Raw genomic sequence first — 22269 nt, forward strand, 5'->3', positions numbered from 1 at the left:
ACACCCTACAACCGCCCGTCCGCCCTCCGGACAGCTCTCACCAGGCCCCGATTCCGGGCGAAACCTCCCGGATCACGGCCGATCCCTGGACCGCTTTCCCGCACGCCCCGGTACCGGAGAACCGGATCCCGCAGGCATGGCCCCCTCGGAGCGGGCCCCCCGGACCGTGCCTTCGTCGCATGGCATCGCGCCTGCCGCGCAACGGTGTTGAAGCCCCATCCTTCCGGGATCGGAACTGAAGTTACCGACCGAGAGCCGACCGGAGCGTCACGCCGTAGCGGACACGCAACCGCCGCACCTCCCAGAGCGAAAGCAGAGTGACCGACAAAGGACCGCCGAGCGAGAAGACGTAGATCACGAGGGGAGGAGCAGCCACATCCGCACCGTCGAAAAGCTGCAGGGCGAACAGTGACCAGACCAGAAGAGGCGATACGAGGGCGGGCAGCAGCTCATGCACATCCCCAGCACGAAAACATGAGTTCAGCCCCTTCACAGCTGCAGCGAGCGTGAACAGCAAGGCCGCGACGAGACCTACGGCGCAGACAAGTGCGGCCACGAAGAACAGCACGCTGATCACCAGACCGGTGATCAGCGTGCCGATGACGGTACCGAACAGTCCGAATGTGAAGTCGTGCGGGCCGATGTCCCCAGGCGCGACAATGTCACCACCCAGGGCCCGCCACCATCAGCCAGACCGCACCTACTCCCAGGGGTATCGCACCCAGCGCGGGGCCAATGGGCCACCCACGCGAGCGGCGTACCCGCGCCCCAGAGGAGCTCGGGCCAAGGCGATGAAGGCTGTAATTCCGACGACGACAGCGGCCAGCACAATGCCGCAGCCGATCAACAACTCCTGCAGCTTGCCCATCAAGAAGCTCTGACGGTCCACACGCATGGGGTAGGCGAAGAGCAGCCACAGCGTCGCGGTCAGCCCCACAGCTGAGCGGAGACTCTGCATACGGGCGATGACCGGATCCTCGATCCGGTCGGGCCGAGTCGGGTCGCCGACCCGCGAGGCCGCCGAGCCCAAGGTGTTGACGAGATGACGCATAGCCGGCTGAACTCCCCCGCAATCCGAAACGCGCAGCAGACCCGGCTGCGCCCCACTGCGGCAGCCTAGTCGATCATGTTCGCGTCATCGGATGCCTCCACCCGTCGTGGAGAACACGCGACGCGCAGTCGGCCCAAAGCTAGCCTCGCCACCCCGGATCGCGACCCGTGCCGGTGGCCGTCAAGGTCGGCTCCGCTCCGGCCCGCGTCCCTGCGCCCGGCACACACCCCGCGACACTCTCCGCACCCGAGCGCGGCTCGGCCGCTTCCCGGGCCGGCGGCTGTTCGGCCCTCTGACGACCTTCGGCCGGGACTCTCGGGTACGCATCCGTGCGTGTCAAGGGCATGTACGACGGGGCGCGTGGGACTCCTCGACCGGGGCCAGGCTGGATCACAGGCCGTGCGCGTCCGTCCCCCTCCGGAGACGTTCCGGGACCGCCGGTACGCGCGGACCCTGCAGGTCGCCGCGAGACGGACAGCACTCCAGCAGCGGGCAACCGATCCCCGCACCCGCGCGTCGGACACCACATGGAACGCGAATGGCTCTTCTTCCTCATACCGCTGGTGATCGGCGTGATCTTCCTCTGCATCGGCGTGCACGGACTCCGCCTGGCCGGCGCGCTCCGTCGCACAGGCATCACCGCGGCGGGGAGAGTGGTCCGTCACGAAACCAGGCGAGACCACGACGGAGCCAAGTACTACCACCCGGTCGTGGCCTGGACGACCCGCGACGGCCGCGAGTGCGAGCACTCCTCCAGGCTCGGCCGCGGCAGCACCGCACGCGGCTTCGGCGTCGGTGCCTCCGTCACGATCCTCTATGACGAGAACAATCCCCGCCGGTTCGCGATCCAGGGCTGGGACTCGGCAACGGTCCACACGGTATTCGCCGTGGTGGGAACCATCGCCACAGCAGGCACCGTGACGGTCCTTCTCCTGCTCGTCCTTCTTTGAGTGCCGTGGGAGTCAGGTGCGCATCCGCGACTCCCCCCGTGCTGAGATTCACCGGCTTCGAATCGTGGCCGGCCGTCTCGCGTCGACGTGAGGAGGTCCAGGACGACCGATTCGTGTGACCGCCAGCGGTTCGCGGTGTGCTCAGTCGAGGCGTCGACGGTCGTCGTCGCTCCATGTGCGGGTGTCCCGGGGCGCGACGTACGGCTCCGCATCCTTGGGGTGGCCTCCGGCGATGGCGCGCTGACGCGTCGACTCGGCGTCTGGCCGGAGTGATCATCTTCCTGGTGTGGCTGTGGATCGCCAATCTGGATGGCCAGGATGCCGTAGTACGTCAGGGCTGCGGCGCGGTCGGTCAGCTCGTCGTCCTTGAATTCCTTCAGCGTGCCGCGCGGCACGGCTTTCCAGGACCGACGTGGCATCTGGGAGCCGGTTCGGCGGCCGCTCCTCCACCTGCTTGGACGGTCCGGTACCGACGAATGAGCCGGTATCGGGGCCGTGGGGCTCATCCCGCTCTGGACCCGTCCTGGGATTCGTAACCCGGCCACTTACCACCGTCGCCCGTTCCATGCGCCGCCGGTAGTGACCAGAACGATCGGTACGGGTGGACGGGTCACCCGTCAATCCGGGCGTGGGGGAGGGGAACCACTAGCGGAAGCGTCGCGGCAGGAGCCGCGCGCGCGTTGTTCGGCCCGTGTCACGCATCCTGCGGCCTTCGGCCTGCAGGGCGGGATTCTGCAGAGCCTTGCCGTCGGACTCCTTCATGAGTCCCCGGACCTTCAGGTAAGCGGCCTTCGCGATGCCCATGGTTGCTGCCTTTCCGGTTTGGTCTCTGGGCTGAGCCCGCCCTCAGAGCGAGCAGTCGCCGGTCGTTCTGTACGGTTTGCCCTAGATTTGTTGGCGGAAAACGCCCGCGAGTGGTGAGTCATAGCCGCCCCCCGGGCCATCCGTCGAAGGCCTGGCGACAGGCGTCGATGCCGCCAGGTCGAGCGCGGCGACAGGTGGGTCAGTTGACGGAGAGGGCTTCGAGGAGGTCGCCGATCTGTGGGTCGGGCAGAGCACGCGCGACGTCTGCCTGGGCGACGATGCCGACCAGGCGGTGACCGTCGATGACCGGCAGTCGTCGTACCTGGTGATCGGCCATGGTGTGCAGAATCGCGGCCGCGTCGTCGTCCGCGCCGATGGTGACCGCTTCGCCTTGGGCGAGTTCTCCAGCCTTGCATTGGGCGGGGTCCTTGCCGGCACCCAGGACCTTCACAACGATGTCGCGGTCGGTGAGCATGCCCTTGAGCCTGTCGTCCGTGCCGCAGATCGGCAGCGCGCCGACACCCATGCGTGCCATCTTCTTGGCGGCCTCGAGGACCGTCTCCTCGGCGCCGATGCACTCGGCACCTTCCGTCATGATGTCGCGGGCCGTGGTCATGACGTCCACTCCCTTCGTGCTTGTCGCCGTGTTCCCGGGCGGGAAAGCCGGCGGTCGGGCATCGAGCCGGTGCCCCGTCGCGCGCGTATGACTCAGATGTGCACGCGAGTGTTGGTGCCGACGTTGCTGTCAGCCTGTTCCTCCTCGAAACAGCAGTCGCCTGCCGCCGATCGCGCTCCGTGACTCTCCTCAGGTCTCGCTCTCGGTTGCCCAGACCTGCTGATGTGATCTCCCCACCCTTACGGGCCGCCCTGGGACGGGTCACCCCTGGCGAGGGGCCGCCCGGAAGTCCGTCAGGGTCCGGGTGGTGTGTGGTTGCACATGCCGTAGCGGCATGTGGTGTCGTCGAGGGCACCACGGCACGAAAGGTCTCTGTCTGCGATGTACCCCTCCGTCAGGCCTCCCCGCGAGGTCAAGATCGGCGATGCCGCCGCCTTCGCCGGAACCACCCCGCGCGCCATTCGCCACTACCACCAGATCGGCCTGCTGCCGGAGCCCGAGCGAGGCGGAGACGGACGCCGCCGCTACGGCTACGACGACATGATCCGCCTGCTGTGGATCCGCAAGATGTCCGCGACCGGCATCAGTCTGGACGACATGCGGGCCGCCTTCGACGAATCCCGGGACGTCGAGGACGTCCTGGGCCGGCTGGAGGAGACCTTGGCCGCCCAGGAGGCCGACATCAAGCGCCAGCGCGAGGCGGTCCAGCGCCTCCGGGCCGTGGGCAGCCCACTCGGACTGCTCTCCGCCTTGGTCACGGACCGGCTCAGCCACCTGCCTTCCGGCGCGCTGCGCCCCTCCGACCTGGACGCCCTGCTGGTCACGGAACGGATATTCGGGCCGCTGGGAGCCGCACTGCAGGCCGGCGTGTTCATCGTCCTGGCGACCCATCCCGCTCTAGGGGCCGAGGCAGACCGCCTCGACGCGGCGGATGCCACCCTCGATGACACCGTCGACCCCTACGACCCGAAGGTCGAGGCACTCGCCGCGCAGCACTGCGCCCACCACAAGGCCCTGCTCGAGGCCATCGAGGCTGCCGGACTGGACGTGGCCGAGGAGAAGCTCTTCGAGATCTACGACGCCGAGGCGAGCGGCGAGGAGGACACCCGGATGAGTGCCGTCGAAGCGGTGACCAAGATGCCCTACGGCTTCTCCGCGGCCCGGACGCGGTGCATGGAACTCACGGCAGAGCTCCTCGGCGGGGACCTGTCCGCGGGCAGCTGAGCGCTGGTGCGGTCGTGCACGGGGTTCCCGGATCGCACGCCGCCGCGAAGCCGGCGTCTCGATACGGCGCGCACGCTCCACGAAAGGCACCTCCAACCGTCGCTCCGCGCGTCCGATCCCTGCGCGCGTCCCCTCCCTGCGGGCTGCCAGGTATGAGCGCCGGGCCGTCGGTCCCGGAGCCACGCCCGCCGCCCACAGGGCTGGGGGACGTGTCGGTCGGACCGCCGTGTCCCCCATCGTGACCGGGCCCCCGCCCGACCGCCGGTTCGATCTGGTCGGTCCATGCACCGGGCGGCCGGGCGCGAGCGGCATGATCCTCGCCGCCCGGCTCGTGCTGTCGTCGCTCAGCCCCTACGCGGAAACGGAACATCAGCCCCTACGCGGAATGGAAGAGACGTGAGCATGGTGATTGCCGTGCTGCTCCCGGGGGCACCCGCGGTCCACCTCGACAGGAGACGTCGCGGAGAGGGGTTCCTGTGGTTCGGGTGGCCACGGATGTGATCGGCGATCCATGCCGGCTGAGCCTGGCGGCGCGCGACCGGCAGGCGGCCGAACGCTTCTACGGGGCGGTGCTGGGGTGGACCCTTCCGGAAGGGCGGGTTCGGCGGAGTCTTCTCGGTAGCTGAGACCGGCGACGTACCAGTCGCCGGCATCGGCACCGTGGCCGCTGAGTCCGCTCTGCCGGTCGCCTGGACTCCGTACTTCGCCGCGGACAGTGCCGACGCGGCCGCTGAGCGTGTACGTGAGCGAGGCGGCACGGTCGCGGTGGGGCCCGTCTCGTTTCCCGCCGGCGGCCGGGCGGCAGTGGCTGCCGATCGGGAGGGCGCCGTCTTCGGTGTGTGGGACGGTGACGTTCTCGCCGATGGGAGCGTCGCCTCGGCGCGTGCTCCCGCACGGCTGGAGCTGCACACGGGCGACGCGTTCGATGCCGCCCTCTTCTACGGCGAGGTACTCGGATGGGGACAGGGCGGCGGATGCTGTGACACCGCGTACGAGGAGGATCAGGTCGTACTGCGAAGGCGTGGCCGTCCCGTTGCCAGGCTCCGCGGCCCTGTCGGGCGAGCTGCTGCGAAACCGCGGCTCAGGCCTCGCTGGATGGTCCACTTCAGAGTGCCAGATCCGGAGGAAGCCGTCGCGCACGCGCTGGCCGCTGGAGGCCGGACCGTACGCGGCCACGGCAACAGCCACAGCATCACGCTGCGGGACCCCGCCGGGTGCTTGTCCGCGCTGGACGATGCACCGACCCCTGACGCGTGACCACCGGGCGAGGGCAGGAGCCAGGGATGCAGGCCCGCAGGTCACGGCCGGAGCTGTGTCCCCCCGACAGATGCTGCCGCGGCCGACGCTGCTCCGGTCGCGGCACCGCCGGATCGGTGTCACAACGAGGGGGACCCCCAGGAAGAGGGGGTGGCCGACGAGGGTCGACGAGGCCCCCGACAGCCTCGGAGAGGACACCGCCGGAGGGCGGAGCCCGGATCCGCCCCCCTCAGCCGCACCCCCGGACAGCCCCCGTTCGGCGGGTGTCACCGCGTGCGGCGCGGGATACGGCATGACCACTGGGGTAGTCGGATCACACGCCTGCCCGGCCTCACATCCTGAACCTCACCACCCGTCCGTGCCGGAAGGAGATCGCGATGCCCTCTCACGACCAGCCCCGCCTCATCGATCCTGTGGGGCTGCACCCCCGACCCCCGTTTCCCGAGCAGGACCAGGACCACCCCGGCTCGACCGAGGCGATGGAGCCCCGCCCCGACCACGGCGAGGCGACCTACGAAGGCCACGGCCTGCTGCACGGCCGCAAGGCGCTGGTCACCGGAGGAGACTCCGGAATCGGCCGGGCCGTCTGCCTGGCCTTCGCACGTGAAGGCGCCGATGTCGCCTTCACCCACCTGCCCGAGGAAGCCGATGAGGCCAAGGAGACCGCGCGCCTCATCCGCGAAGCAGGCCGCACGGCGGTGGCCGCGGTCTGCGACATCCGGAACGAAGACGAGTGCACCGCCCTCGTCGACCGAACCGTGTCCGAACTCGGCGGCATCGACCTGCTCGTCAACAACGCCGCCTACCAGATGGCCCAGCCGGACGGCATCGAGGCAATCTCCACCGAGCAGTTCGACCGGGTGATGAAGACCAACCTGTACGGGATGTTCTGGCTCACCAAGGCCGCTCTTGCCCACATGCCGCGCGGCGGATCCGTGATCAACACCACCTCCGTGCAGGGCTACCAGCCCAGCCCGCACCTCCTCGACTACGCCATGACCAAGTCCGCCATCATCTCCTTCACCCACAACCTCGCCCAGATGCTCGCCGAGCGCGGTATCCGGGTCAACGCCGTCGCTCCCGGCCCCGTCTGGACGCCGCTGATTCCGGCGACGATGCCCGACCCGACGCACTTCGGGGAGCAGTCACCGCTCGGCCGCCCCGCGCAGCCGGTGGAAATGGCGCCCGCGTACGTCTTCCTCGCTTCCGACCGGGCCTCCTACATCACTGGCGAGATCGTCAACGCCACCGGCGGAACACCGCTCCCATGAACCCGGACGAAGCCCTGCGTCGCATCGCCTTCCTCCTCGAGTGGCGTGGGGCGTCTCCCTACCGGGTGCGCGCCTTCCACACGGCGGCGGACGCCGTCCGTGACCTACCGCCAGGCCCGGTGGACGCCGTCCGGGCCGAACGGCTTCGCGGTGTCGGCCCAGTCACCGCCGAGGTGATCGCTCAGGCTTCGACGGGGAAGGTGCCGAGCTACTTGGCCCGCCTGCAGGCCGAAGCCGACCCGGCCGCCCACGCCGGCTGGGACCTCGCGGCCGCGAGCAGAGGGGACTGCCATCTGCACTCCGACTGGTCGGACGGCGGCAGCCCGCTCGAGGACATGGCACGAGCGGCCCGCGCCATGGGCCACCAATGGGCCGTTCTGACCGATCACTCACCGCGGCTGACGATCGCCCACGGCCTGAGCCCCGAGCGTCTGGAACGCCAACTGGATGCCGTGGCCGCCGTGAATTCCACGATGAGCTCTGACTTCCGGCTGCTCACCGGCATCGAGTGCGACATCCTCGACGACGGCTCGCTCGACCAGGAAGAGGAACTGCTGGGCCGTCTCGACGTCGTGGTGGCATCCGTACACTCCAAGCTCCGCTCGGAGCCCGAACCGATGACCGCCCGCCTCTTGGCCGCCGTACGAAACCCGCGCGTGGATGTGCTCGGGCACTGCACAGGGCGGATCATCACCGGACGCGGCCGCCCGCAGTCCCGCTTCGACGCCGCGGCCGTCTTCGCCGCGTGCGCGAGGGCCGGTACCGCCGTGGAGATCAACTGCAGGCCGGAACGGCGCGACCCGCCGGACGACCTGCTCGAACAGGCCGCTGCCGCGGGCTGCCTGTTCGCCGTGGACACCGACGCACACGCGCCCGAACAACTGCACTGGCAGAGCTCCGGGTACGCACGCGCCGCACGGATCGGCCTGGGAGCTGATCGACTGATCACGACCTGGCCGCTCGGACGGCTGATGGCACACAGGAAGAGCTGATGGCAGCCCGCGAAGCGTGATGACGGGCGGCACGATGTGACGCCCCGTGCGGCTGAGCACCGTAAGGCCCGGAAGCACGGCGTACGTGTCGTGGTCCGCGCGTCGCGCCGTACTGAGGAGCAGGCAGATGCCATGACCTGCCTCGCCGCCCGTCGCGCGGACGGTCAGGTGCACTTGCCTGGCCGTCCACGGGACGCGCCAGGAGATCAGCGCCGGCGACCCCGCGGGATCAGTGCGCTTCGCCTCCGTGAGAGGGCTCCTGGGCGTCCACGCCGGTCACGGCGGTCGCGTCCCTGGTTCCGCTGGGACGACGGCTCTGGCCCTTGGGACCTGTGTCGTGCATACCCTCGTCGCCGCCCTCGGCCTTGGCCCGCGTCTCGCCGCGTCGGCTCGAGCTCTTCACGGGCCGCCCGTGCGGGTTGCCCGTCTCCTCTTCGGAGGTCTGGCGGCCGGAACCCTTACGCGGAGCGTTCTCGTCCGGGTGGAACGAGCGCCGCGCGCTCGGGTTGTCCTGCGTGTGGGTCGCGTCGACATCGGGAGCCCAGCCGTGCTGCGTGGTGGCCTTGTGCGGAGTGGCACCTTCACCCTCGGGGTGAGACCTCGGATCCCTGGTCATGAGACTCGCCTACCTTCCGGCTCCCGGATTCCGCTGAGCCCCGCGTATCGTCCGGTTGCCGAAGCGGGGGCCCGCGGCTGACATGCGGCGGCTGTCCACTCGCCGGCAAGCCATTCCTCCGTACTCCGATTTGTTGGGCGCGGTGAAGGAGAACGTGGAGGCCGTGCCGGCGCAGTGCGGCGTGGGCGGCGTTCGAGCCGGCAGCGAACGGTACGCCCGCGACAACGGCAGCTCCGGGCTCGCGACCCTGCTGCGGGAGCACGCCACCTGCCGACGCGGCGAGATCCGCCTGCGCTTTCCCGCCGAAGCCGGGCAAGGAGGTCGTCCGTGCGCTCGTGGACGAGCAGGCTCATGCTGTCGTTTACGCGCTGCTGCGCCGTGAGGACGACGGGCCGAGACCGTTCGCCTGCGAGCGGGCCGTCCTGCGGCCGCTGTGCTCCGGTCATGGGCGCTCCTCCGCGGGTTAGACCGCGTGGGGGGACCTGTCGTGGCGTCGTGACGCGGGGCGGCGGACTCTCCGGTTCGACCAGGGATGGTGGTGCGGATGGGGGCCTCATGCCGGGGTGCCGTCCGCCGCTCGAAGGGAACCGGAAGATGGATGCGATCGTGCTGTTGCGCGAGGACCACAAGACCGTGGAGAAGCTGTTCAAGCGGTTCGAGAAGACCGACGACGACGAGCTCACCGAGCGCAGGTCCATCGCGGACGAGGTGATCGAGGAGCTCACCGTGCACGCGTGGATCGAGGAACAGGTCTTCTACCCCGCCGCCCGCGAGGCCGCGCCGGACACCACCGATCACATCCTGGAGAGCATCGAGGAACACCATGCCGTGGTGTGGATGCTCTCCGAGCTCAAGTCCATGGACCCCGCCGACGAACGGTTCAAGGCCAAGATGAGCGTCCTGATGGAGAACGTCCGCCACCACGTCGAGGAGGAGGAGCAGGAGTGGTTCCCCGACGTCCGCAAGGCCATGGGACGCAATCGTCTCCTCGAGGTCGGCGAGCAGCTGGAAGCGGAGAAGGGCAAGGCTCCCCGCGACCCTCTGGCGGTGCCGAGCGCAACCAGCAAGTGACGGCCGCCGACCACCCCCTCCAGCGCCGCGCACAGCGGAGCCGCCGCCCCGTGGCAAGGGTCGCGGCCGTTGCCGCAGCGGTGGCGATGCTGTGCGGGTGCGGGGCCACCGAGCCTCGGCTCGACGGCGCGCGGCGGGCGGCGACCGCCTTCGAGGAGGCCCTGGTGCGTGCCGACTACGCCGACGCCTGCGCGCTGTTGGCCCCACAGACCCGCCGGCAGCTGGAAGAGGATGCCGGCGAGCCGTGCGGGCCGTCCCTGGCCGGCGAGGAGCTTCCGGCCGGCGGCACAGTGCGAGACACCCAGGTGTACGGACGGCAGGCGCTGCTGCGCCTTGAGGGAGACAGGCTCTTCCTGTCGCAGTTCGACGACGGCTGGAAGGTCGTCGCGGCAGGCTGCGAGCCCGAGAGGGACCTGCCTTACCGGTGCTCGTTGAAGGGTGGCTGACGTGCGCTTCCTTTTCGTCAGCTGCCTGGTGGTCATCCTGGGAGGGCTGGGCTACTTCATGGCGATCGGGGCAATGCAACGGTGACGAACGGCAGGCGAACGGCCGCCAGGGGCAGCTTCTGGCGGGACAACAGCCTCACCCTCGCCTTCGGCGGCGCCTTCTTCCTCGTCCTGGCCGGGCAGGCGCTCGCCGGGCACGCCGGGTTCAACGAGGATCTGGCCGTCGACGGAATGCAGCAGCTGACACTGGGCGAATACCTGATGTCTTCCGACTTCGCCGTCGACGTGACCGAGAACTGGCAATCGGAGTTTCTGCAGTTCTTCCTGTACATCTTCGGGACCGTCTGGCTCCTTCAGCGCGGTTCGCCCGAGTCCAAGGAACTGCACAAGGCCGGGACGGAGAGCGATCAGGAGCAGAGGGCCGGTGACCACGCCCGTCCCGGATCGCCCCGCTGGGCGGGAACCAAGGACTGGCGGCAGAAGCTCTACTCACGCTCCCTGGGGACGGTGATGGCCCTGCTGTTCCTGTTGTCCTGGCTCGCCCAGTCCATCGCAGGCGCGGCGGCCTACAACGAACAGCAACTGCGCGAACTCCTCCCGCCCGTCTCATGGGCCGCCTACCTGGCAAGCGCCGACTTCTGGAACCGGTCACTGCAGAACTGGCAGTCCGAACTCCTGGCGGTGGGAGCGATGGCCATCCTCTCCGTCTATCTGCGCCAACGGGGCTCCCCGGAGTCCAAGCCCGTCGGTGCCCCGCACACCTCCACGGGAGTCGAGGGCTGACCGAGGGGGAGACCATGGCGGAGCGAATCTTCCGGCTACCCCGCCGGGCAGCCCGAATCTCGCCCCGCGTGGAGACCCGCCGATCGAGGAACGCGACCGCCTCCGGCCCGTGGGAGCGGATGAGCTCTCGCGACCTGGCTGCGATGCGGCCCGTCGCTGTCGACCAGTCGCTCTCCACGAGGTTCCCGCCCTCGCGGACCAACGGCCGGGTCAGCCGGTCGGCAGCGCCGTTGGCCTGCCGTACAGGTCCTTCGGCTCCAGCCGACCCCTGTTGACCCGGTCGCCGGCCCGCCCACGGACCCCGACGATCCGCCCGCCCCGGACTGCGATGTCCATGGCGTCCCCGTCGGAATGCAGCAGCGAAGCCGAGCGCACCCACGCCTCGGCCTTCCGCTCGTCCACCCCGTCGGCCAGGCAGGAGTCTGTACGTACGGGCCACTCACCGCCCCGACCGTAGGGGGTGCGGCGCCCCACGGATCGGTGATCCGATCGCCGGACACCAGGGGTTTCCGCCTCACAGCCGTTCCTCTCCATCGGGCGGCACCGCGGCCGACCCCGCCGACGACCGGCGGCTACCTGACCACCTGACACGGCTCCCGCCGCAGGCGGGAACGTGCTGTCCGCGGGAGGGACGGCCCGGAGCTGACCAGCGCCGCGCATGGCGAGCGCACGGGTACGACTCCGCCAGGTCGGGTGTACGGGAAGCGACCGAGCACGCGAGCGGCTCGCACCCTGTGCTGACAGCGCCGCCGTCCCGGTCCGCGGCAACGCGCCGTACCCGCGAGAGGCGACGAGCGGAGGCAGAGGCGGGTTTCGCCGCCCACAGCTCTTCGGCGGAGCCGCTGTCCCCGGCGGGGGTCAGCGGCCGAGAGCACGCTCGAGTTCGGCCTTGTCCATCTTGGACCGTCCTTCGATGTTGCGCTGCTTGGCCTCGTTGTACAGCTGCTCCTTCGTGGGGCCCTTGGAGCCGCTGTGCGAGCGCTGCCCGCCGCGCTTGGAGGAGGACATGTCGTGAGTGGAGGACCGGCTCGCGGTCTTCGACTCGCCCGAGCGGGCGCGTTCCTTGTTGACGGTCCGCGCGGCGATCTCCTCGGCACGCCTGGCGCTCTCACCACGCTCCTGGGCACTTTCCTTGATGTGCTCGTACTGGCGTTCGCGCTTGGGGCTGGATCCGCGGGGCATGAGGACTCCTCGACTCGACGTTGACCTGCCGGACCGATGGAGAGTCCACCGGACCCACACCGCGTCTGCCCGAACCACAGCCACACACACCACCGGCCGGCCAGTGCTTCCCGGCCCCGGATGGACGGCCCGAACAGCCCTGACCGTCCGAGTCCCGCGGCGCGAACCGACCGCGTACGGTCGGCGCGCCCGGGGCCGGGCCCAGAGGGGGCGAGAGGGAAACGATCCGACAGGATGGAGCGGATGACACTCTCCGACGCCGTGTATCTGGCCGCGGGGATCGGCGCGCTCGGAGCGGCCGTCGTCCCCAGGCTCGTTTTCCGCCGTCCCCTGTCCTTGCCGATGGTGTTCCTGGCCGCCGGGGCGCTGGTGGCCCTGCTTCCGCTGTCGGTGCCGGTGGTGGATCCACGGGAACACGGGATCTGGGTCGAGCACGCGACCGAACTGTGCGTCATCGTCTCCCTGATGGGTGCCGGGCTTGCGCTCAACCGGCGGGTGGGGCTGCGTTCCTGGGCGGCGCCCTGGCGGCTCGTGGGACTGGGTCTGCCGTTGACCATCGTGGTGATGGCAGCCGTCACGGCGCTCGTCATGGACTGGCCGCTGGCGCCGGCCGTGCTGCTGGCCGCCGTGCTCTCGCCGACCGATCCGGTCCTGGCGGCGGAGGTACGCGTGGGTGAGCCCACCGATGCCCAGGACGACGAGGACGAGGTCAGGTTCGCGCTGACGGGCGAGGCGGGGCTGAACGACGGTCTCGCGTTCCCCTTCGTACTGGCGGCGCTCGCCCTGGCGGCGACGGCCGGCCAAGGCGTGGAGGCGGGCGGCGTGGGGCTCTGGTTCCTCGACGCCGTGGTGGCCAGAACGGCGATCGGGATCGCGGTGGGGATCGTGACGGGGTGGCTGCTCGGGCTGATGTTCTTCCGGGCACGCCAGCCCTCGCTGAGGCTGTCCGAGCACATGGAGGGTTTCGTGGCCCTGGGAGCCACCTTCGTGGCGTACGGGACGGCCGAACTGCTCCACGGCTACGGCTTCCTCGCCGTGTTCGTCACCGCCTGCACCATCCGGGCCGCCGAACGCAGTCACGGCTACCACAAGGTGCTCCACGAGTTCACCGAGCAGATCGAGCGGCTGCTCACCGTCTTCCTCCTCTTTCTCCTGGGCGGCTTCCTCGTCACCTACGGGCTGCCGGAACTGACCTGGCGGGGGGCTCTCGTCGGGGTGGCCCTCCTCCTCGTCGTCCGGCCGGCGGCCGGGTGGGTGAGCCTCCTCCGAGGCGGCACCGGTCCACGCGAGCGCGCGGTCACGGCCGTCTTCGGCATCCGAGGGGTCGGCTCGCTGTACTACCTCGCCTACGCTCTGGGGCACAGTGAACAGTTCGACGGTCACGCCTCGCAGTTGTGGTCGATCGTCGCGTTCACCGTGCTGCTGTCCGTCTTCCTGCACGGCGCCGCCGCCACCCCGGTCATCCGCCGTCTCGACGCCCTCCGAGACTCCTCTGCCACTCCGCCCTGAGCACCCCGTAGGACGGCGAAGGACAGCGAGGCCGTCGACACCGGATGGCGACAGTCGCCGTGACGGCGATGCGACGCCCCACTTCGGCGCGTGGGGGCGCTGACGGCGGTGGTGACGGGCGCAGCGCTCGAGTGGTCCGACGGCTGGCGGGGCACGGGGACAGGCTGACCCGCCGATTCACCGGTGATGTTCCTGGGCTGTGAACGGCCGGCACGGCCGTTCGATTCGACTACGCTGGCGGAGCTCGCACACGTGAACGAAGGACGCGCATGGCTCGCCCCTACAACCCCGGACCGAAACAGTTCGTCTTCACCGTCGGTGACGGCAACGACCAACAGGTCTCCGTGAGCGACCCTCAGGAAGCCTACGTCGCGTTCTCGGCGTTCTTCCGCGATCGAGCTTCTGACACCTACACCATCAATGATGGGCCGTCAGGGCAGAGTCTGGTCATCATGCCCTGGCGAGGTGTGATCTCCCGGATCCAACATGCGGACCAAACTCGGTCCGAATACCTCCGGGTCGACAGGTCCAACCGCTACCTCCCGAGCGCGATGCTGTTCTTCGAGAACGGATACGCCGGCCTCGACCACTTCGGCCAGTGGTTCCCCGACCTCGCCGATCTCGACGGGTCACCCGAGACCCGCGGTGCCGCGCGCGCCGCCACGATCACGTCAGAAGCAGCTGCGATCCGGGAAGTCGCTCGGATCTGGGCTGATTCGGGCTACGTGGACCCCAGCGACCGGTACTACGTCTTCTTCGACTCGCACGATGCCGACGACGACCGAGCCGACCGAGCAGTGCTTCTCAAGCTGATCGAGTTCCTCGGAATCGAACGGGTCGACACCCCGGCCGGAGGCGCCGGGGGCGAAGTCTGGGTGCGCACCGACCCGCGCCTCGACATCGAATTCTCACGGTGGTCGTGACCAGATGCTGCGGGGGCCGCTTGCGACATCGCCGTGCCGGCCGGTGCCGATTCACGGAAGACTGGCGTCATGAGAGACGTCGTCTTCGCGCGCACGAGCGGCTGGATCCCGAGCGTGATCCGCGAGGATGGCGAGCTGAAGCTGGTGCTCGGTGCCGGGGCTGACGCCAACCACGAGCCTCGCCTGTTCACCTTCTCCATCAGCGAGGCCCATCTGGCGGTGATCCGGGAGGACCTCGCCAGGCACCTGCTGCTGTGGAGTGCGGTCCTTCCGCTGTGCGACGCCGCCGGAACCGGGGGCCGGCTCGACGAGGACGCAGCCGTCGCACTCCTGGACCCGATCCTCCTTGCCGCGCCTGCGGACGTCGACGCGCTCTTCCAGCGCGTCCGGTGGGACAGGGGCCGGCTCGTCGCCCACGGGGCCGACATCGGTCTACTTGAGCGCGGTCAGGTGTGTGCGGCACTGGGCGGGGCGACCGAGACGTCAGACGGGAAGCGAGCTCAGGAGTACCACGCGGGCCGCCGTCGCGCCGAGCGCGGAGTAGTGCTCGGTCGACTCGACGCCGCGATTCTGAGGTACACGGGCCGGTATGTGCACGGCGCGACGGTTCCGAGGCGCATACCCGACGCCGTCGACCCCGCGCTGCTGCCCCAGGTCATGCGGGTGGTCGCCACCGCGGAGCAGGCGTGCGCCGGGATGCAGATCGGCCGCGATCCGCGACGGGGAAGCCGCGCCACGGACAGGCGTGACTGGCACCGGATGGAGGCGACGGTCGAAGCAGCCGTACGCCGTGCACACCCTGAGCTCGTCGATGACGCGGTGCGCGCCGTGAGCTTCCTGATGTGCTCGGAGGCCGCGGACCGCTCCAGGAACGCACCCGTCGATGACGACGAGAAGGCTGCCGACCACCGCTCCGACGTCGGAGAGAGCGCGGGGAAGACGGCCTTGTCGTTCACCGACGACAAGGGCGTCGAGAAGAAGTGGCGTCAGGACGGACCCCGTACCGCGGCCGACGAGTTCTGGGAGTTCGTCGGTGACCGCTCCGCCGCGGACAACGAAGTGTTCACCATCGAGGACGAGGAGCTGGGCGAGGGGATCCAGCTCCACTTCTACGCGGACTCCGCCGCCCGCATCACGACGCTGCGTCAGGGGAGGGGAGCGGCGAATCCGCAGTACCGGGTCGAGTACAGACTGGTCGACGGGATCGGCGGATACCGAAACCTGGTGAAGGCCTTTGTCCGCGGCGGCTGTGTCGCACTCGAACAGCACGGTCCCTGGACGTCGGACGTAGCCGAGCTCGAGCGAGCACGTCGGCGGCGCGACACCCGGTAGCCCAGCAGAGCCCGCCCACTGAGGGTCGTCCCTGCATGCTGATGCGAGGTGATGAACGCGCCCTGCCTTCACGGCCGGCGCCGCGTCGCGAGTGGATGCTCGGAGAGGCTTGTCGACGTGGGCAGTTCCTCGCCGACGGACGCGAGCGCGGCCCCGGGAGCGTACTTGGCCCTGGTGGACCAGGGAGTAGCCGATCAAGTGCGGGTCACGGCACCGCACCGCCGATGTCCTGGGTCACGTCGCGCCAGAACGAGTCGGCCTCCAGCTCTCCTGTCCGCACCCAGCAGCCAGGCGGATCCGCACCGCGGTCCGATGCCGGCCGCCGAGCGCACCCGGTGAGGCGCGCGAACGCCCGCCAGTGGCAGGCGAAGAACGAGGCCAGGTTCAGGAGATCGTCCTAGCGGCGTCCTCACGCCGCCACCCGAGGCGGGGGTGGCCATCCGGGCCCGGCACTCAGCGCAGCGGAAACTGGGCCGCGTGTCCGAAGGCGATGGCCGGGACCATGTGGTGCGCGTCGAGGGTGCCGAATTCCGGGATGGTCTTCTGGTGGCCGGCGGCCTTCACGTCGCCCAGCAGCGCCGGGTTGGAGAAGTGCACCCACGTCACGCGCCCGTCCTCCGTGCTGCCCTCCTCCACGTACACGCCCTTCACGGGCGCGGACGGCTTTCGGATCACACGGCCCTGTGGGACGAGGCCGTTCTCCGGGCCGGAGTACGTGTCCTGGGAGTGGTACGCGCGTAGGCTGCGCCGGTCCGCGCCGGGCCCGGCGAGCCAGCCGCGGAAGGCGGTGACCATGTGCTGCCGGCCCTGGCTGTCCACGCCGTCGATGTCCCACAACTCCCGCCAGTTGCTCGTCAGGTGCGCGGCGGGTGCGTGGAACAGCTCCGGCGGGTAGCGCTTCTCGTCCAGCCGGTCGGCGGTGCACAGTTTCACCACCGCGTTGATCCCGGCGCTGAAGCCGGAGACGGTGGCCGTGAACCGCCCGGGCAGCCGCCCGGAGCCCCGCGGCCCGTCCCAGGGGAACAGGTGCGTACGGCCGTTCAGCAGGCGGAGTTTCACCTGCGGCGCGCTGTGGGCGGCCACGAGCTGGCGCGCGTACAGGAAGCGGAGCACCTCCTTGATCAGGCGGGCCAGGCCGGGCTGGGTGTCCAGCGGGCCCCAGTCGGTGCTGGGCTGGCTGGGCATGATGACCACCGGGTTCCGGCCGGCCGCCAGCATCTGGTAGACGATCTTGTAGCCGACCAGGAGGTAGTTGACGAGGATGCCGACGTACGGCTGTTCCGCGGTCTTCGGGGATTGGGGCGCGGTGACGGCGTACGGGTAGGCGCCCAGGAAGGGGTACGAATCCGGCGGGTAGCCGCGGTCGGGGAAGGTCGGCGGGGAATAGAAGACGACCACCTCCGGGGCCGGGCCGAGAGGCGCGTACGGTACCCAGGCGCCGGTGAGGAACCGCGGCAGCCGCGCGCCCCCGCCCCCACCGCCTCCTGTCCCGCCGCCCCCGCTGCCCGGGGCCGTCTGGGGCTGGGCCCCGTACTCCAGGAGCACGAACCGGCCGCGGTCGGCCAGGTCGGCGGGGATCACGGAGTGCTTGAAGCGCTGCCACTCCATGGCGGTGAGGTCGCCGAAGACCGGTTCGTCGAGGCGGTGGATCGTCTCCCGGTTGTGCCGGGCCCCGCGGTAGATCCAGTCGGGCTCGCCCACGTCGTCGACCAGTGCGGCACCCGGATTGTCCGGCAGAGGCCGGTTCGGGTCCACGGCCACGGTCGGTGCCAGACGGACCGTGCCGATCACCGTGTTCACGTGGAGTTCGGGGCCCAGCAGGAAGGCCTGCCCCGCAGGGTTGGACGACTGCCAGCCCGAGCCGGCGCCCCCGCTCCCGAACACGAACCGCTCGGCCGCGAACCCGTCCATCACGACCGTGACCTCGATCTCGTCCCTCGCGAGCGTGACGTCCACCGCCTGGCCCGGCCGCACGGTGAGGCTCGTCGGCAGCGGCCCCGGGGCCGTGAAGACGAGGGTCACACGCGCGCCGTGCAGCGGGGTGCCGTTGACGTCGCCGACGTTGACCGTGACGCGCACGTCAGAGCTGCTGGCCGGTCTTGGGGTCGTAGCGCACGGCCACGGCCGCCACCTGGTCGGTCGGCAGCACCTCCACCCACTGGTCGAAGACCTGGTACGGCTCGGCGGGCCGGAACCCGCCCTCCAGGGGGTCGAAACCGCTCTCGAACACCTTCTCCGAGGCCGCCGTCTTACGGTGGTCGGAGTTCGACTCCTTGAGCTCCTGCGCGACCATGGCCAGCACCTCGCCCACCTTTTTCCCGCCGAACGAGCCCGGGTCCCCGTCCTGGAGGGTGTACGCGACATCCAGCCCGGCCTCGCCCTCGACCCCCTTCAGCCAGGCCAGCGCGGCGGCCTCCTGCCCCGGCCGGACGGGCATGACGGCCTTCACCCAGGCCGCGTTGAGGAACTCGTTGCGCCGCGGGTCGGCGTCGATCTGGATCAGCCAGCCCAGGGAGCTGCCGAGCGGCGCCGGATCGGTCTGCTCGGTGATCAGGTAGTCCACCCGGTACTCGGACACGGGTGGGTTGTGCCCGCCCGCCGCCTTGTACTCGTCGGCGCGGGAGTACCAGCCCGCCACCGTCTGCCCGGCAAGCGGCAGGGCCACGGTGCCTGGCGCCGGTGCCGGCTCCTCCGCCGGCGGTACGGGATACCTGCCGACGCTGTCCCGGGTGACGGGCGGGGGTGCCAGCGGCCCCGGCCGCCAGAAGTCGGGGGCCACGAAGTACAGCATCTCGTCCACGTCGAAGAACCGCTGGATCTGCTCCGCCTCCACGTACGGCAGGCTCGAAGGCGTCCCGGCCGACGGCGGCGCCGGATAGTGCCCGCTGTTCTGCAGCTTCCGGATCAGATTGCGGAACACCCACCGGCGCTCCTCGCTGCGCAGGTCCTCCGAGGGCCGGGAGCGCATCTGGCTGACCAGCCGCAGCCGCTCGCGCACCGCCTTGCCGTACGCCTCGTGCTGGAGCCGCTCCACCTGCCTGCGGTAGGCGGCCTCCGCGTCGTCATTGGCCTGCTTGCGCTTGGCGACCGCCGCGGCCGTGGGCTTGTACGTGAGCATCGCGTCGAAGGGCAGGGAGGGCTTGCCCTGCCAGTTCGCGTACGTCAGCCGCAGTTTGAGCTTGTGCGGGGTGGTGGTCGTGTCCGGGTTGGGCACCAGGTCGGCCGAGTCGAAGGGGGCGAACTCCACCCGGGCTCCGTGCCGCTCGATCGAGGCGATGCCCGTGAGCTCGTAGTCCGCCGGCGGCGGGGGCAGCGGCTTGGTGAAGCAGAACTGCACCGTGTCGTCGACGCCGGCGGTCGTGGTGTTGATGCCGCGGCAGGCGTTGGTGGGGTTCGGGGTGTACGTCAGCTCGCCCTCGTCGTCCGGTCCGTCGTTGTGGAGGAAGGGGATGTCGAAGTGGAAGGGGATCAGTCTGTCCTCGAGGTCGGGCAACTTCTCCGGCCTGGGTACGGCGGTCAGGTCGGGCGCCTCGACCACGTGGACCATGTCCCCGAGCCCCAGGTCGAAGCCCGGATCACCGAGGTACACCTGCCAGCACAGCCGTGTGCCCACGTGCTGGAGCTGCACGCCGACCTTGCGCATCTTGCGCCGCATCTCGTAGTTGACGAGCTCGGTGGTGTTGTTCTGCAGGAAGTACCGCCGGCTCGATGTGTCGGTCGACTCGGTCACCGTCTTGAAGGTGGTCTTGAAGTTCCGTTTGATCTCGCTGCTCGCCTTGGCGGTCTGCGTGCGTGTCTGCTTGTGCGTGGCCTCCGAGCCGCGCTTGGCGGTGTTCTGCGTGCTGAAGCTCAGGCTGGCGTCGGCATGGTAGATCTTCGCGTTCACCCCGCCCGTGGCGCTGACGCCCAGCTTCGTGTCGCTCGCGTTCTCCTCCTTGACCGCATCCGCGACGTCGTCCTGCTCGGTCAGGCTCTCCTCCGTCTTGCGGGTGACCTCCTCCGAGACCTCGGCCGTCTTCTCGACGAGCGTGCGGCGCGTGCTCGTCTCGACCACCTCCACCGAGCCGCCGGGGCTGACCCAGATGTGCCCGGCCGGTACGCCGAGGAAGGTGTCGAACTCGAAGAAGTACTCCCTGAAGAGGTTGACCAGTCCGACCGGCGAGAGCCCGCCCGCCGCCTGCGCCGCGAACCGACCGGCGAGCGCGGCCAGGGCCTCGTGGCCCAGGCTCCGCGCGACGTCCCCGCGGAAGCTGTCCGGGACGAGGCGCGCGTACGCCGACTCCGGGTTCGCGGCTGCGGCCGACAGGGAGGACTGGGCGCCGAGCCAGCCCACCAGCGGCTGGTACACCCCGAGGAGCTCACTGGCGTACGGAAGGGTGCCCGCGAAGTCGTACACGGGCTGACCGGTGTACGCGGGCGCCCCCGGGGCCGGCATGACCATGGTCTGCGCCGGGCCCGCCGTGCCGCCGGAGACCGTGGCGAACGGCGCGGCGGTCCAGCCCGCTCCGGACGCCGACTTGAAGAGCTGCATCTCACCGGTGGAGGTCCGGGCCGGGGCCACGAAGGAGATCGTGAGGTTGCCGGGCGAGGTCGCCGTACGCCCCACGAAGTGGAGGCCCGAAACCGGGTCGTCCCACAGGAAGGATCCGCTCAGCTCGGTGACGTCCGCGTACAGGCTCGGGTCCACCACCTGGACGCCGGCCGGCAGCGCCAGGGCCATGCGCAGGCCGTTGGGAATCTCCGCCCCCGTGCCTTCGACCTTGTACCGCCAGATCCGATACGAGCTGCCCGCGCCCGACTGCGGGATCGGATCCGTCCCGACGAAACTGACCACCAGCGCCATGGTGAAGATCCCCTCGGAGTGGCTTTCGCTCTGCCGGGGTCCTTCCCGTGCCGTGTGCACATGCCGATGGCGAGCGGCGGGAATCACCTGAGCGGCGGGCGCGCGCGGACCGGACGAGCCCCCAGCGCCCGCCCAGCCCAACCGTGCACGCCTGCTGCGCGCCCCCGCCCGCACGCGCCCTGGACGCAGTCCGGGACCGCGGTCGCCTCGACCTCCCGACTTGGCAGCACCGCGCAGCGGATGGTGTCGGGGTGGGAGCTGAGCCCGGTCAAGCGACCGACCCGCGCACGCCGCGCCCGGTGAGGTCCTGTGTGGACTACCGCGACGGCCTGCTGAAGAACGTGACCGGTCGTTCCCGCCGTACTCCGTCGACGACGACGTCGACAGACTCGTCGTAGAAAGCCACCCGGTTCTTGATGATCCCTACGGAGGGCAGGGGGTCGGGGTAGCTCCAGGCGATGTCGGGCCGCACGTCGGCGTCGCCGGCCCAGGACCAGTACTCGCTGGCCACGCCCTTGTACGGACAGCGGGTACGCCCGTCGGTGCGAGTGAAGAGGTCGAGCCGGACGTCCTCCCGCGGGAGGTAGAAGCGCACCGGCAGGCCCGTCTCGAACAGCAGAACCGGCGTGTGGGTGTCCGCGACGACCGTGCCCTCGATCTCGACCTGGACGTGTCGACTGCTGGGCAGGACGTCCACCCGCTTGTGCGGGTCGCGAGGGTGCACGAAAATCTCTTCGTCCTCCTCGTACCAGTGGTCGAGAACCTCGCGCCCGAACCATTCGAAGCTGATGTGGCCGGCCAGCTCCTCTCCGGGGTACGTCCAGGCCGCCGCCCCGACGGTCCGGTCGGGGAGCACGAGGTCGTAGAAGACCGTCGCTCCCGCGTGACGCCGCCGGCCGGCGGGCCGCTCCGTCCGCCGCAGCAGGTCCGTCCGGACGTCCCCGGCCGGGAACGCGTAGAGGGGTACGGGGCGACCGGGCTCCCACACGAGAATCGGTGAACGGCTGTCCACGATCGTGAACTCCCCTGCCGTCGCACGCACCCAGCGCTCACTCGGTTCCCAGAAGACGCTGTCGGAATCGTCCCGGCGGCGCACGACGGGCACGGCTTCCGGGCCGGACTTCGGTGCGGCCATCGGTCTCTCCTCTCGCTCCGGTCCCGCCTGCGGTTGCCCGGACCCCGCGTCCTGGTACCGGCGGCAGCCGGTGTGGTCCACGCTGCTCCTGATCCCGGCCCGAGGCAAACGGTCCGCGATCGGGAGCAGCTCTCCGCCCCTCAGCTCCGGCCGGCCCCTCGCATCGATCGACGCCGGGGTCCCACAGCCGACCGTCGGAACCGTCCGCCGAGGCGCGCGCAACGCCCAGCCTCTGCCTGAAGCCGTATCGGCCGCAGGCGCTGG

The 22269-nt window shown here is 70.1% G+C and carries 20 protein-coding genes and 1 pseudogene; 11 read left to right on the forward strand and 10 right to left on the reverse strand.

Translation table 11 applies throughout. The features are described from left to right. Window positions 1-241: 241 nt before the first annotated feature. Both ACZ3IJ_RS04285 and ACZ3IJ_RS04290 read right to left on the reverse strand, forming a co-directional pair. Window positions 242-577 (reverse strand): hypothetical protein, encoded by a 336-nt coding sequence (locus tag ACZ3IJ_RS04285; RefSeq protein ID WP_467466145.1) that lies wholly within the window; start codon window positions 575-577, stop codon window positions 242-244. A gap of 123 nt (window positions 578-700) precedes the next feature. Continuing rightward, on the reverse strand, window positions 701-1051 hold the full coding sequence (locus ACZ3IJ_RS04290) for a hypothetical protein (RefSeq protein ID WP_467466146.1): 351 nt from the start codon (window positions 1049-1051) through the stop codon (window positions 701-703). 527 nt (window positions 1052-1578) lie between these two features. On the opposite strand from ACZ3IJ_RS04290, the gene ACZ3IJ_RS04295 reads away from it, so the two are divergent. Beyond that, entirely contained in the window at window positions 1579-2001 is a 423-nt protein-coding gene (locus ACZ3IJ_RS04295) for a DUF3592 domain-containing protein (RefSeq protein WP_467466147.1), read from the forward strand. A 645-nt stretch (window positions 2002-2646) separates the two neighbouring features. Here the strand turns inward: ACZ3IJ_RS04295 and ACZ3IJ_RS04300 are convergent. Both ACZ3IJ_RS04300 and ACZ3IJ_RS04305 read right to left on the reverse strand, forming a co-directional pair. Next, on the reverse strand, window positions 2647-2805 hold the full coding sequence (locus ACZ3IJ_RS04300) for a hypothetical protein (RefSeq protein ID WP_467466148.1): 159 nt from the start codon (window positions 2803-2805) through the stop codon (window positions 2647-2649). A gap of 199 nt (window positions 2806-3004) precedes the next feature. Further along, window positions 3005-3421, reverse strand: coding sequence for a CBS domain-containing protein (locus tag ACZ3IJ_RS04305; RefSeq protein WP_467466149.1), 417 nt, complete (start codon window positions 3419-3421; stop codon window positions 3005-3007). A gap of 381 nt (window positions 3422-3802) precedes the next feature. Between ACZ3IJ_RS04305 and ACZ3IJ_RS04310 the strand changes: the two genes are divergently transcribed. The 4 genes from ACZ3IJ_RS04310 (at window position 3803) to ACZ3IJ_RS04325 (ending at window position 8165) form a co-directional block, all read left to right on the forward strand. Further along, complete coding sequence (locus ACZ3IJ_RS04310; RefSeq protein WP_467466151.1) at window positions 3803-4645, forward strand: MerR family transcriptional regulator; 843 nt, start codon at window positions 3803-3805, stop codon at window positions 4643-4645. 837 nt (window positions 4646-5482) lie between these two features. Then, a complete protein-coding gene (locus ACZ3IJ_RS04315; protein ID WP_467466274.1) occupies window positions 5483-5902 on the forward strand; it encodes a VOC family protein in 420 nt (139 codons plus the stop codon). Between the two features lie 377 nt (window positions 5903-6279). Then, window positions 6280-7173, forward strand: coding sequence for an SDR family oxidoreductase (locus tag ACZ3IJ_RS04320; RefSeq protein ID WP_467466153.1), 894 nt, complete (start codon window positions 6280-6282; stop codon window positions 7171-7173). After that, window positions 7170-8165 carry a PHP domain-containing protein gene (locus ACZ3IJ_RS04325; protein ID WP_467466155.1) on the forward strand — a complete coding sequence of 332 codons (996 nt, stop codon included), beginning with the start codon at window positions 7170-7172 and terminating at the stop codon, window positions 8163-8165. Before ACZ3IJ_RS04320 ends, ACZ3IJ_RS04325 begins: the two co-directional genes overlap by 4 nt. Before the next feature lie 229 nt (window positions 8166-8394). Here ACZ3IJ_RS04325 and ACZ3IJ_RS04330 read toward each other — a convergent pair whose 3' ends face one another. Beyond that, window positions 8395-8781: a hypothetical protein gene (locus tag ACZ3IJ_RS04330; protein WP_467466156.1), complete on the reverse strand. Its 387-nt coding sequence runs from the start codon at window positions 8779-8781 to the stop codon at window positions 8395-8397. Between the two features lie 594 nt (window positions 8782-9375). Here ACZ3IJ_RS04330 and ACZ3IJ_RS04335 point away from each other — a divergent pair. The 3 genes from ACZ3IJ_RS04335 to ACZ3IJ_RS04345 all read left to right on the forward strand — a co-directional run bounded on the left by ACZ3IJ_RS04335 (window position 9376) and on the right by ACZ3IJ_RS04345 (window position 11081). Next, window positions 9376-9852, forward strand: coding sequence for a hemerythrin domain-containing protein (locus tag ACZ3IJ_RS04335; RefSeq protein WP_467466158.1), 477 nt, complete (start codon window positions 9376-9378; stop codon window positions 9850-9852). A gap of 50 nt (window positions 9853-9902) precedes the next feature. Then, window positions 9903-10298 carry a hypothetical protein gene (locus ACZ3IJ_RS04340; protein ID WP_467466160.1) on the forward strand — a complete coding sequence of 132 codons (396 nt, stop codon included), beginning with the start codon at window positions 9903-9905 and terminating at the stop codon, window positions 10296-10298. Between the two features lie 81 nt (window positions 10299-10379). Further along, a complete protein-coding gene (locus ACZ3IJ_RS04345; protein WP_467466161.1) occupies window positions 10380-11081 on the forward strand; it encodes a DUF6766 family protein in 702 nt (233 codons plus the stop codon). A gap of 88 nt (window positions 11082-11169) precedes the next feature. Here the strand turns inward: ACZ3IJ_RS04345 and ACZ3IJ_RS04350 are convergent. Continuing rightward, window positions 11170-11599, reverse strand: a pseudogene (locus ACZ3IJ_RS04350) (molybdopterin-dependent oxidoreductase); the annotation flags it as partial. A 340-nt stretch (window positions 11600-11939) separates the two neighbouring features. Continuing rightward, window positions 11940-12263 (reverse strand): plasmid stabilization protein, encoded by a 324-nt coding sequence (locus ACZ3IJ_RS04355; RefSeq protein WP_467466162.1) that lies wholly within the window; start codon window positions 12261-12263, stop codon window positions 11940-11942. 243 nt (window positions 12264-12506) lie between these two features. On the opposite strand from ACZ3IJ_RS04355, the gene ACZ3IJ_RS04360 reads away from it, so the two are divergent. From ACZ3IJ_RS04360 to ACZ3IJ_RS04370, 3 genes are all read left to right on the forward strand, one after another. After that, entirely contained in the window at window positions 12507-13772 is a 1266-nt protein-coding gene (locus tag ACZ3IJ_RS04360; RefSeq protein ID WP_467466164.1) for a cation:proton antiporter, read from the forward strand. A gap of 269 nt (window positions 13773-14041) precedes the next feature. Further along, the gene (locus ACZ3IJ_RS04365) at window positions 14042-14695 is read left to right on the forward strand and encodes a hypothetical protein (RefSeq protein WP_467466165.1); all 654 of its coding nucleotides are present in this window, start codon (window positions 14042-14044) and stop codon (window positions 14693-14695) included. A 69-nt stretch (window positions 14696-14764) separates the two neighbouring features. Then, window positions 14765-16027: a DUF6357 family protein gene (locus ACZ3IJ_RS04370; protein WP_467466166.1), complete on the forward strand. Its 1263-nt coding sequence runs from the start codon at window positions 14765-14767 to the stop codon at window positions 16025-16027. 453 nt (window positions 16028-16480) lie between these two features. On the opposite strand, the gene ACZ3IJ_RS04375 is transcribed toward ACZ3IJ_RS04370, so the two are convergent. The 3 genes from ACZ3IJ_RS04375 to ACZ3IJ_RS04385 all read right to left on the reverse strand — a co-directional run bounded on the left by ACZ3IJ_RS04375 (window position 16481) and on the right by ACZ3IJ_RS04385 (window position 22005). Then, window positions 16481-18106 carry a hypothetical protein gene (locus tag ACZ3IJ_RS04375; RefSeq protein WP_467466167.1) on the reverse strand — a complete coding sequence of 542 codons (1626 nt, stop codon included), beginning with the start codon at window positions 18104-18106 and terminating at the stop codon, window positions 16481-16483. 1 nt (window position 18107) lies between these two features. After that, window positions 18108-20870, reverse strand: coding sequence for a hypothetical protein (locus ACZ3IJ_RS04380; protein WP_467466168.1), 2763 nt, complete (start codon window positions 20868-20870; stop codon window positions 18108-18110). Between the two features lie 316 nt (window positions 20871-21186). Further along, window positions 21187-22005 (reverse strand): DUF427 domain-containing protein, encoded by an 819-nt coding sequence (locus ACZ3IJ_RS04385; RefSeq protein WP_467466169.1) that lies wholly within the window; start codon window positions 22003-22005, stop codon window positions 21187-21189. Window positions 22006-22269: the final 264 nt, after the last annotated feature.

The sequence above is a fragment of the Streptomyces sp. NPDC013317 genome (assembly GCF_055563155.1).

Bases quoted from the DNA above. Each gene is read 5' to 3' on its own strand.
- ACZ3IJ_RS04290 (WP_467466146.1), bottom strand. From the start codon at position 1,051: ATGCGTCATCTCGTCAACACCTTGGGCTCGGCGGCCTCGCGGGTCGGC.
- ACZ3IJ_RS04295 (WP_467466147.1), top strand. From the start codon at position 1,579: ATGGAACGCGAATGGCTCTTCTTCCTCATACCGCTGGTGATCGGCGTG.
- ACZ3IJ_RS04300 (WP_467466148.1), bottom strand. From the start codon at position 2,805: ATGGGCATCGCGAAGGCCGCTTACCTGAAGGTCCGGGGACTCATGAAG.
- ACZ3IJ_RS04305 (WP_467466149.1), bottom strand. From the start codon at position 3,421: ATGACCACGGCCCGCGACATCATGACGGAAGGTGCCGAGTGCATCGGC.
- ACZ3IJ_RS04310 (WP_467466151.1), top strand. From the start codon at position 3,803: ATGTACCCCTCCGTCAGGCCTCCCCGCGAGGTCAAGATCGGCGATGCC.
- ACZ3IJ_RS04320 (WP_467466153.1), top strand. From the start codon at position 6,280: ATGCCCTCTCACGACCAGCCCCGCCTCATCGATCCTGTGGGGCTGCAC.
- ACZ3IJ_RS04325 (WP_467466155.1), top strand. From the start codon at position 7,170: ATGAACCCGGACGAAGCCCTGCGTCGCATCGCCTTCCTCCTCGAGTGG.
- ACZ3IJ_RS04330 (WP_467466156.1), bottom strand. From the start codon at position 8,781: ATGACCAGGGATCCGAGGTCTCACCCCGAGGGTGAAGGTGCCACTCCG.
- ACZ3IJ_RS04335 (WP_467466158.1), top strand. From the start codon at position 9,376: ATGGATGCGATCGTGCTGTTGCGCGAGGACCACAAGACCGTGGAGAAG.
- ACZ3IJ_RS04355 (WP_467466162.1), bottom strand. From the start codon at position 12,263: ATGCCCCGCGGATCCAGCCCCAAGCGCGAACGCCAGTACGAGCACATC.
- ACZ3IJ_RS04360 (WP_467466164.1), top strand. From the start codon at position 12,507: ATGACACTCTCCGACGCCGTGTATCTGGCCGCGGGGATCGGCGCGCTC.
- ACZ3IJ_RS04365 (WP_467466165.1), top strand. From the start codon at position 14,042: ATGGCTCGCCCCTACAACCCCGGACCGAAACAGTTCGTCTTCACCGTC.
- ACZ3IJ_RS04370 (WP_467466166.1), top strand. From the start codon at position 14,765: ATGAGAGACGTCGTCTTCGCGCGCACGAGCGGCTGGATCCCGAGCGTG.
- ACZ3IJ_RS04380 (WP_467466168.1), bottom strand. From the start codon at position 20,870: ATGGCGCTGGTGGTCAGTTTCGTCGGGACGGATCCGATCCCGCAGTCG.
- ACZ3IJ_RS04385 (WP_467466169.1), bottom strand. From the start codon at position 22,005: ATGGCCGCACCGAAGTCCGGCCCGGAAGCCGTGCCCGTCGTGCGCCGC.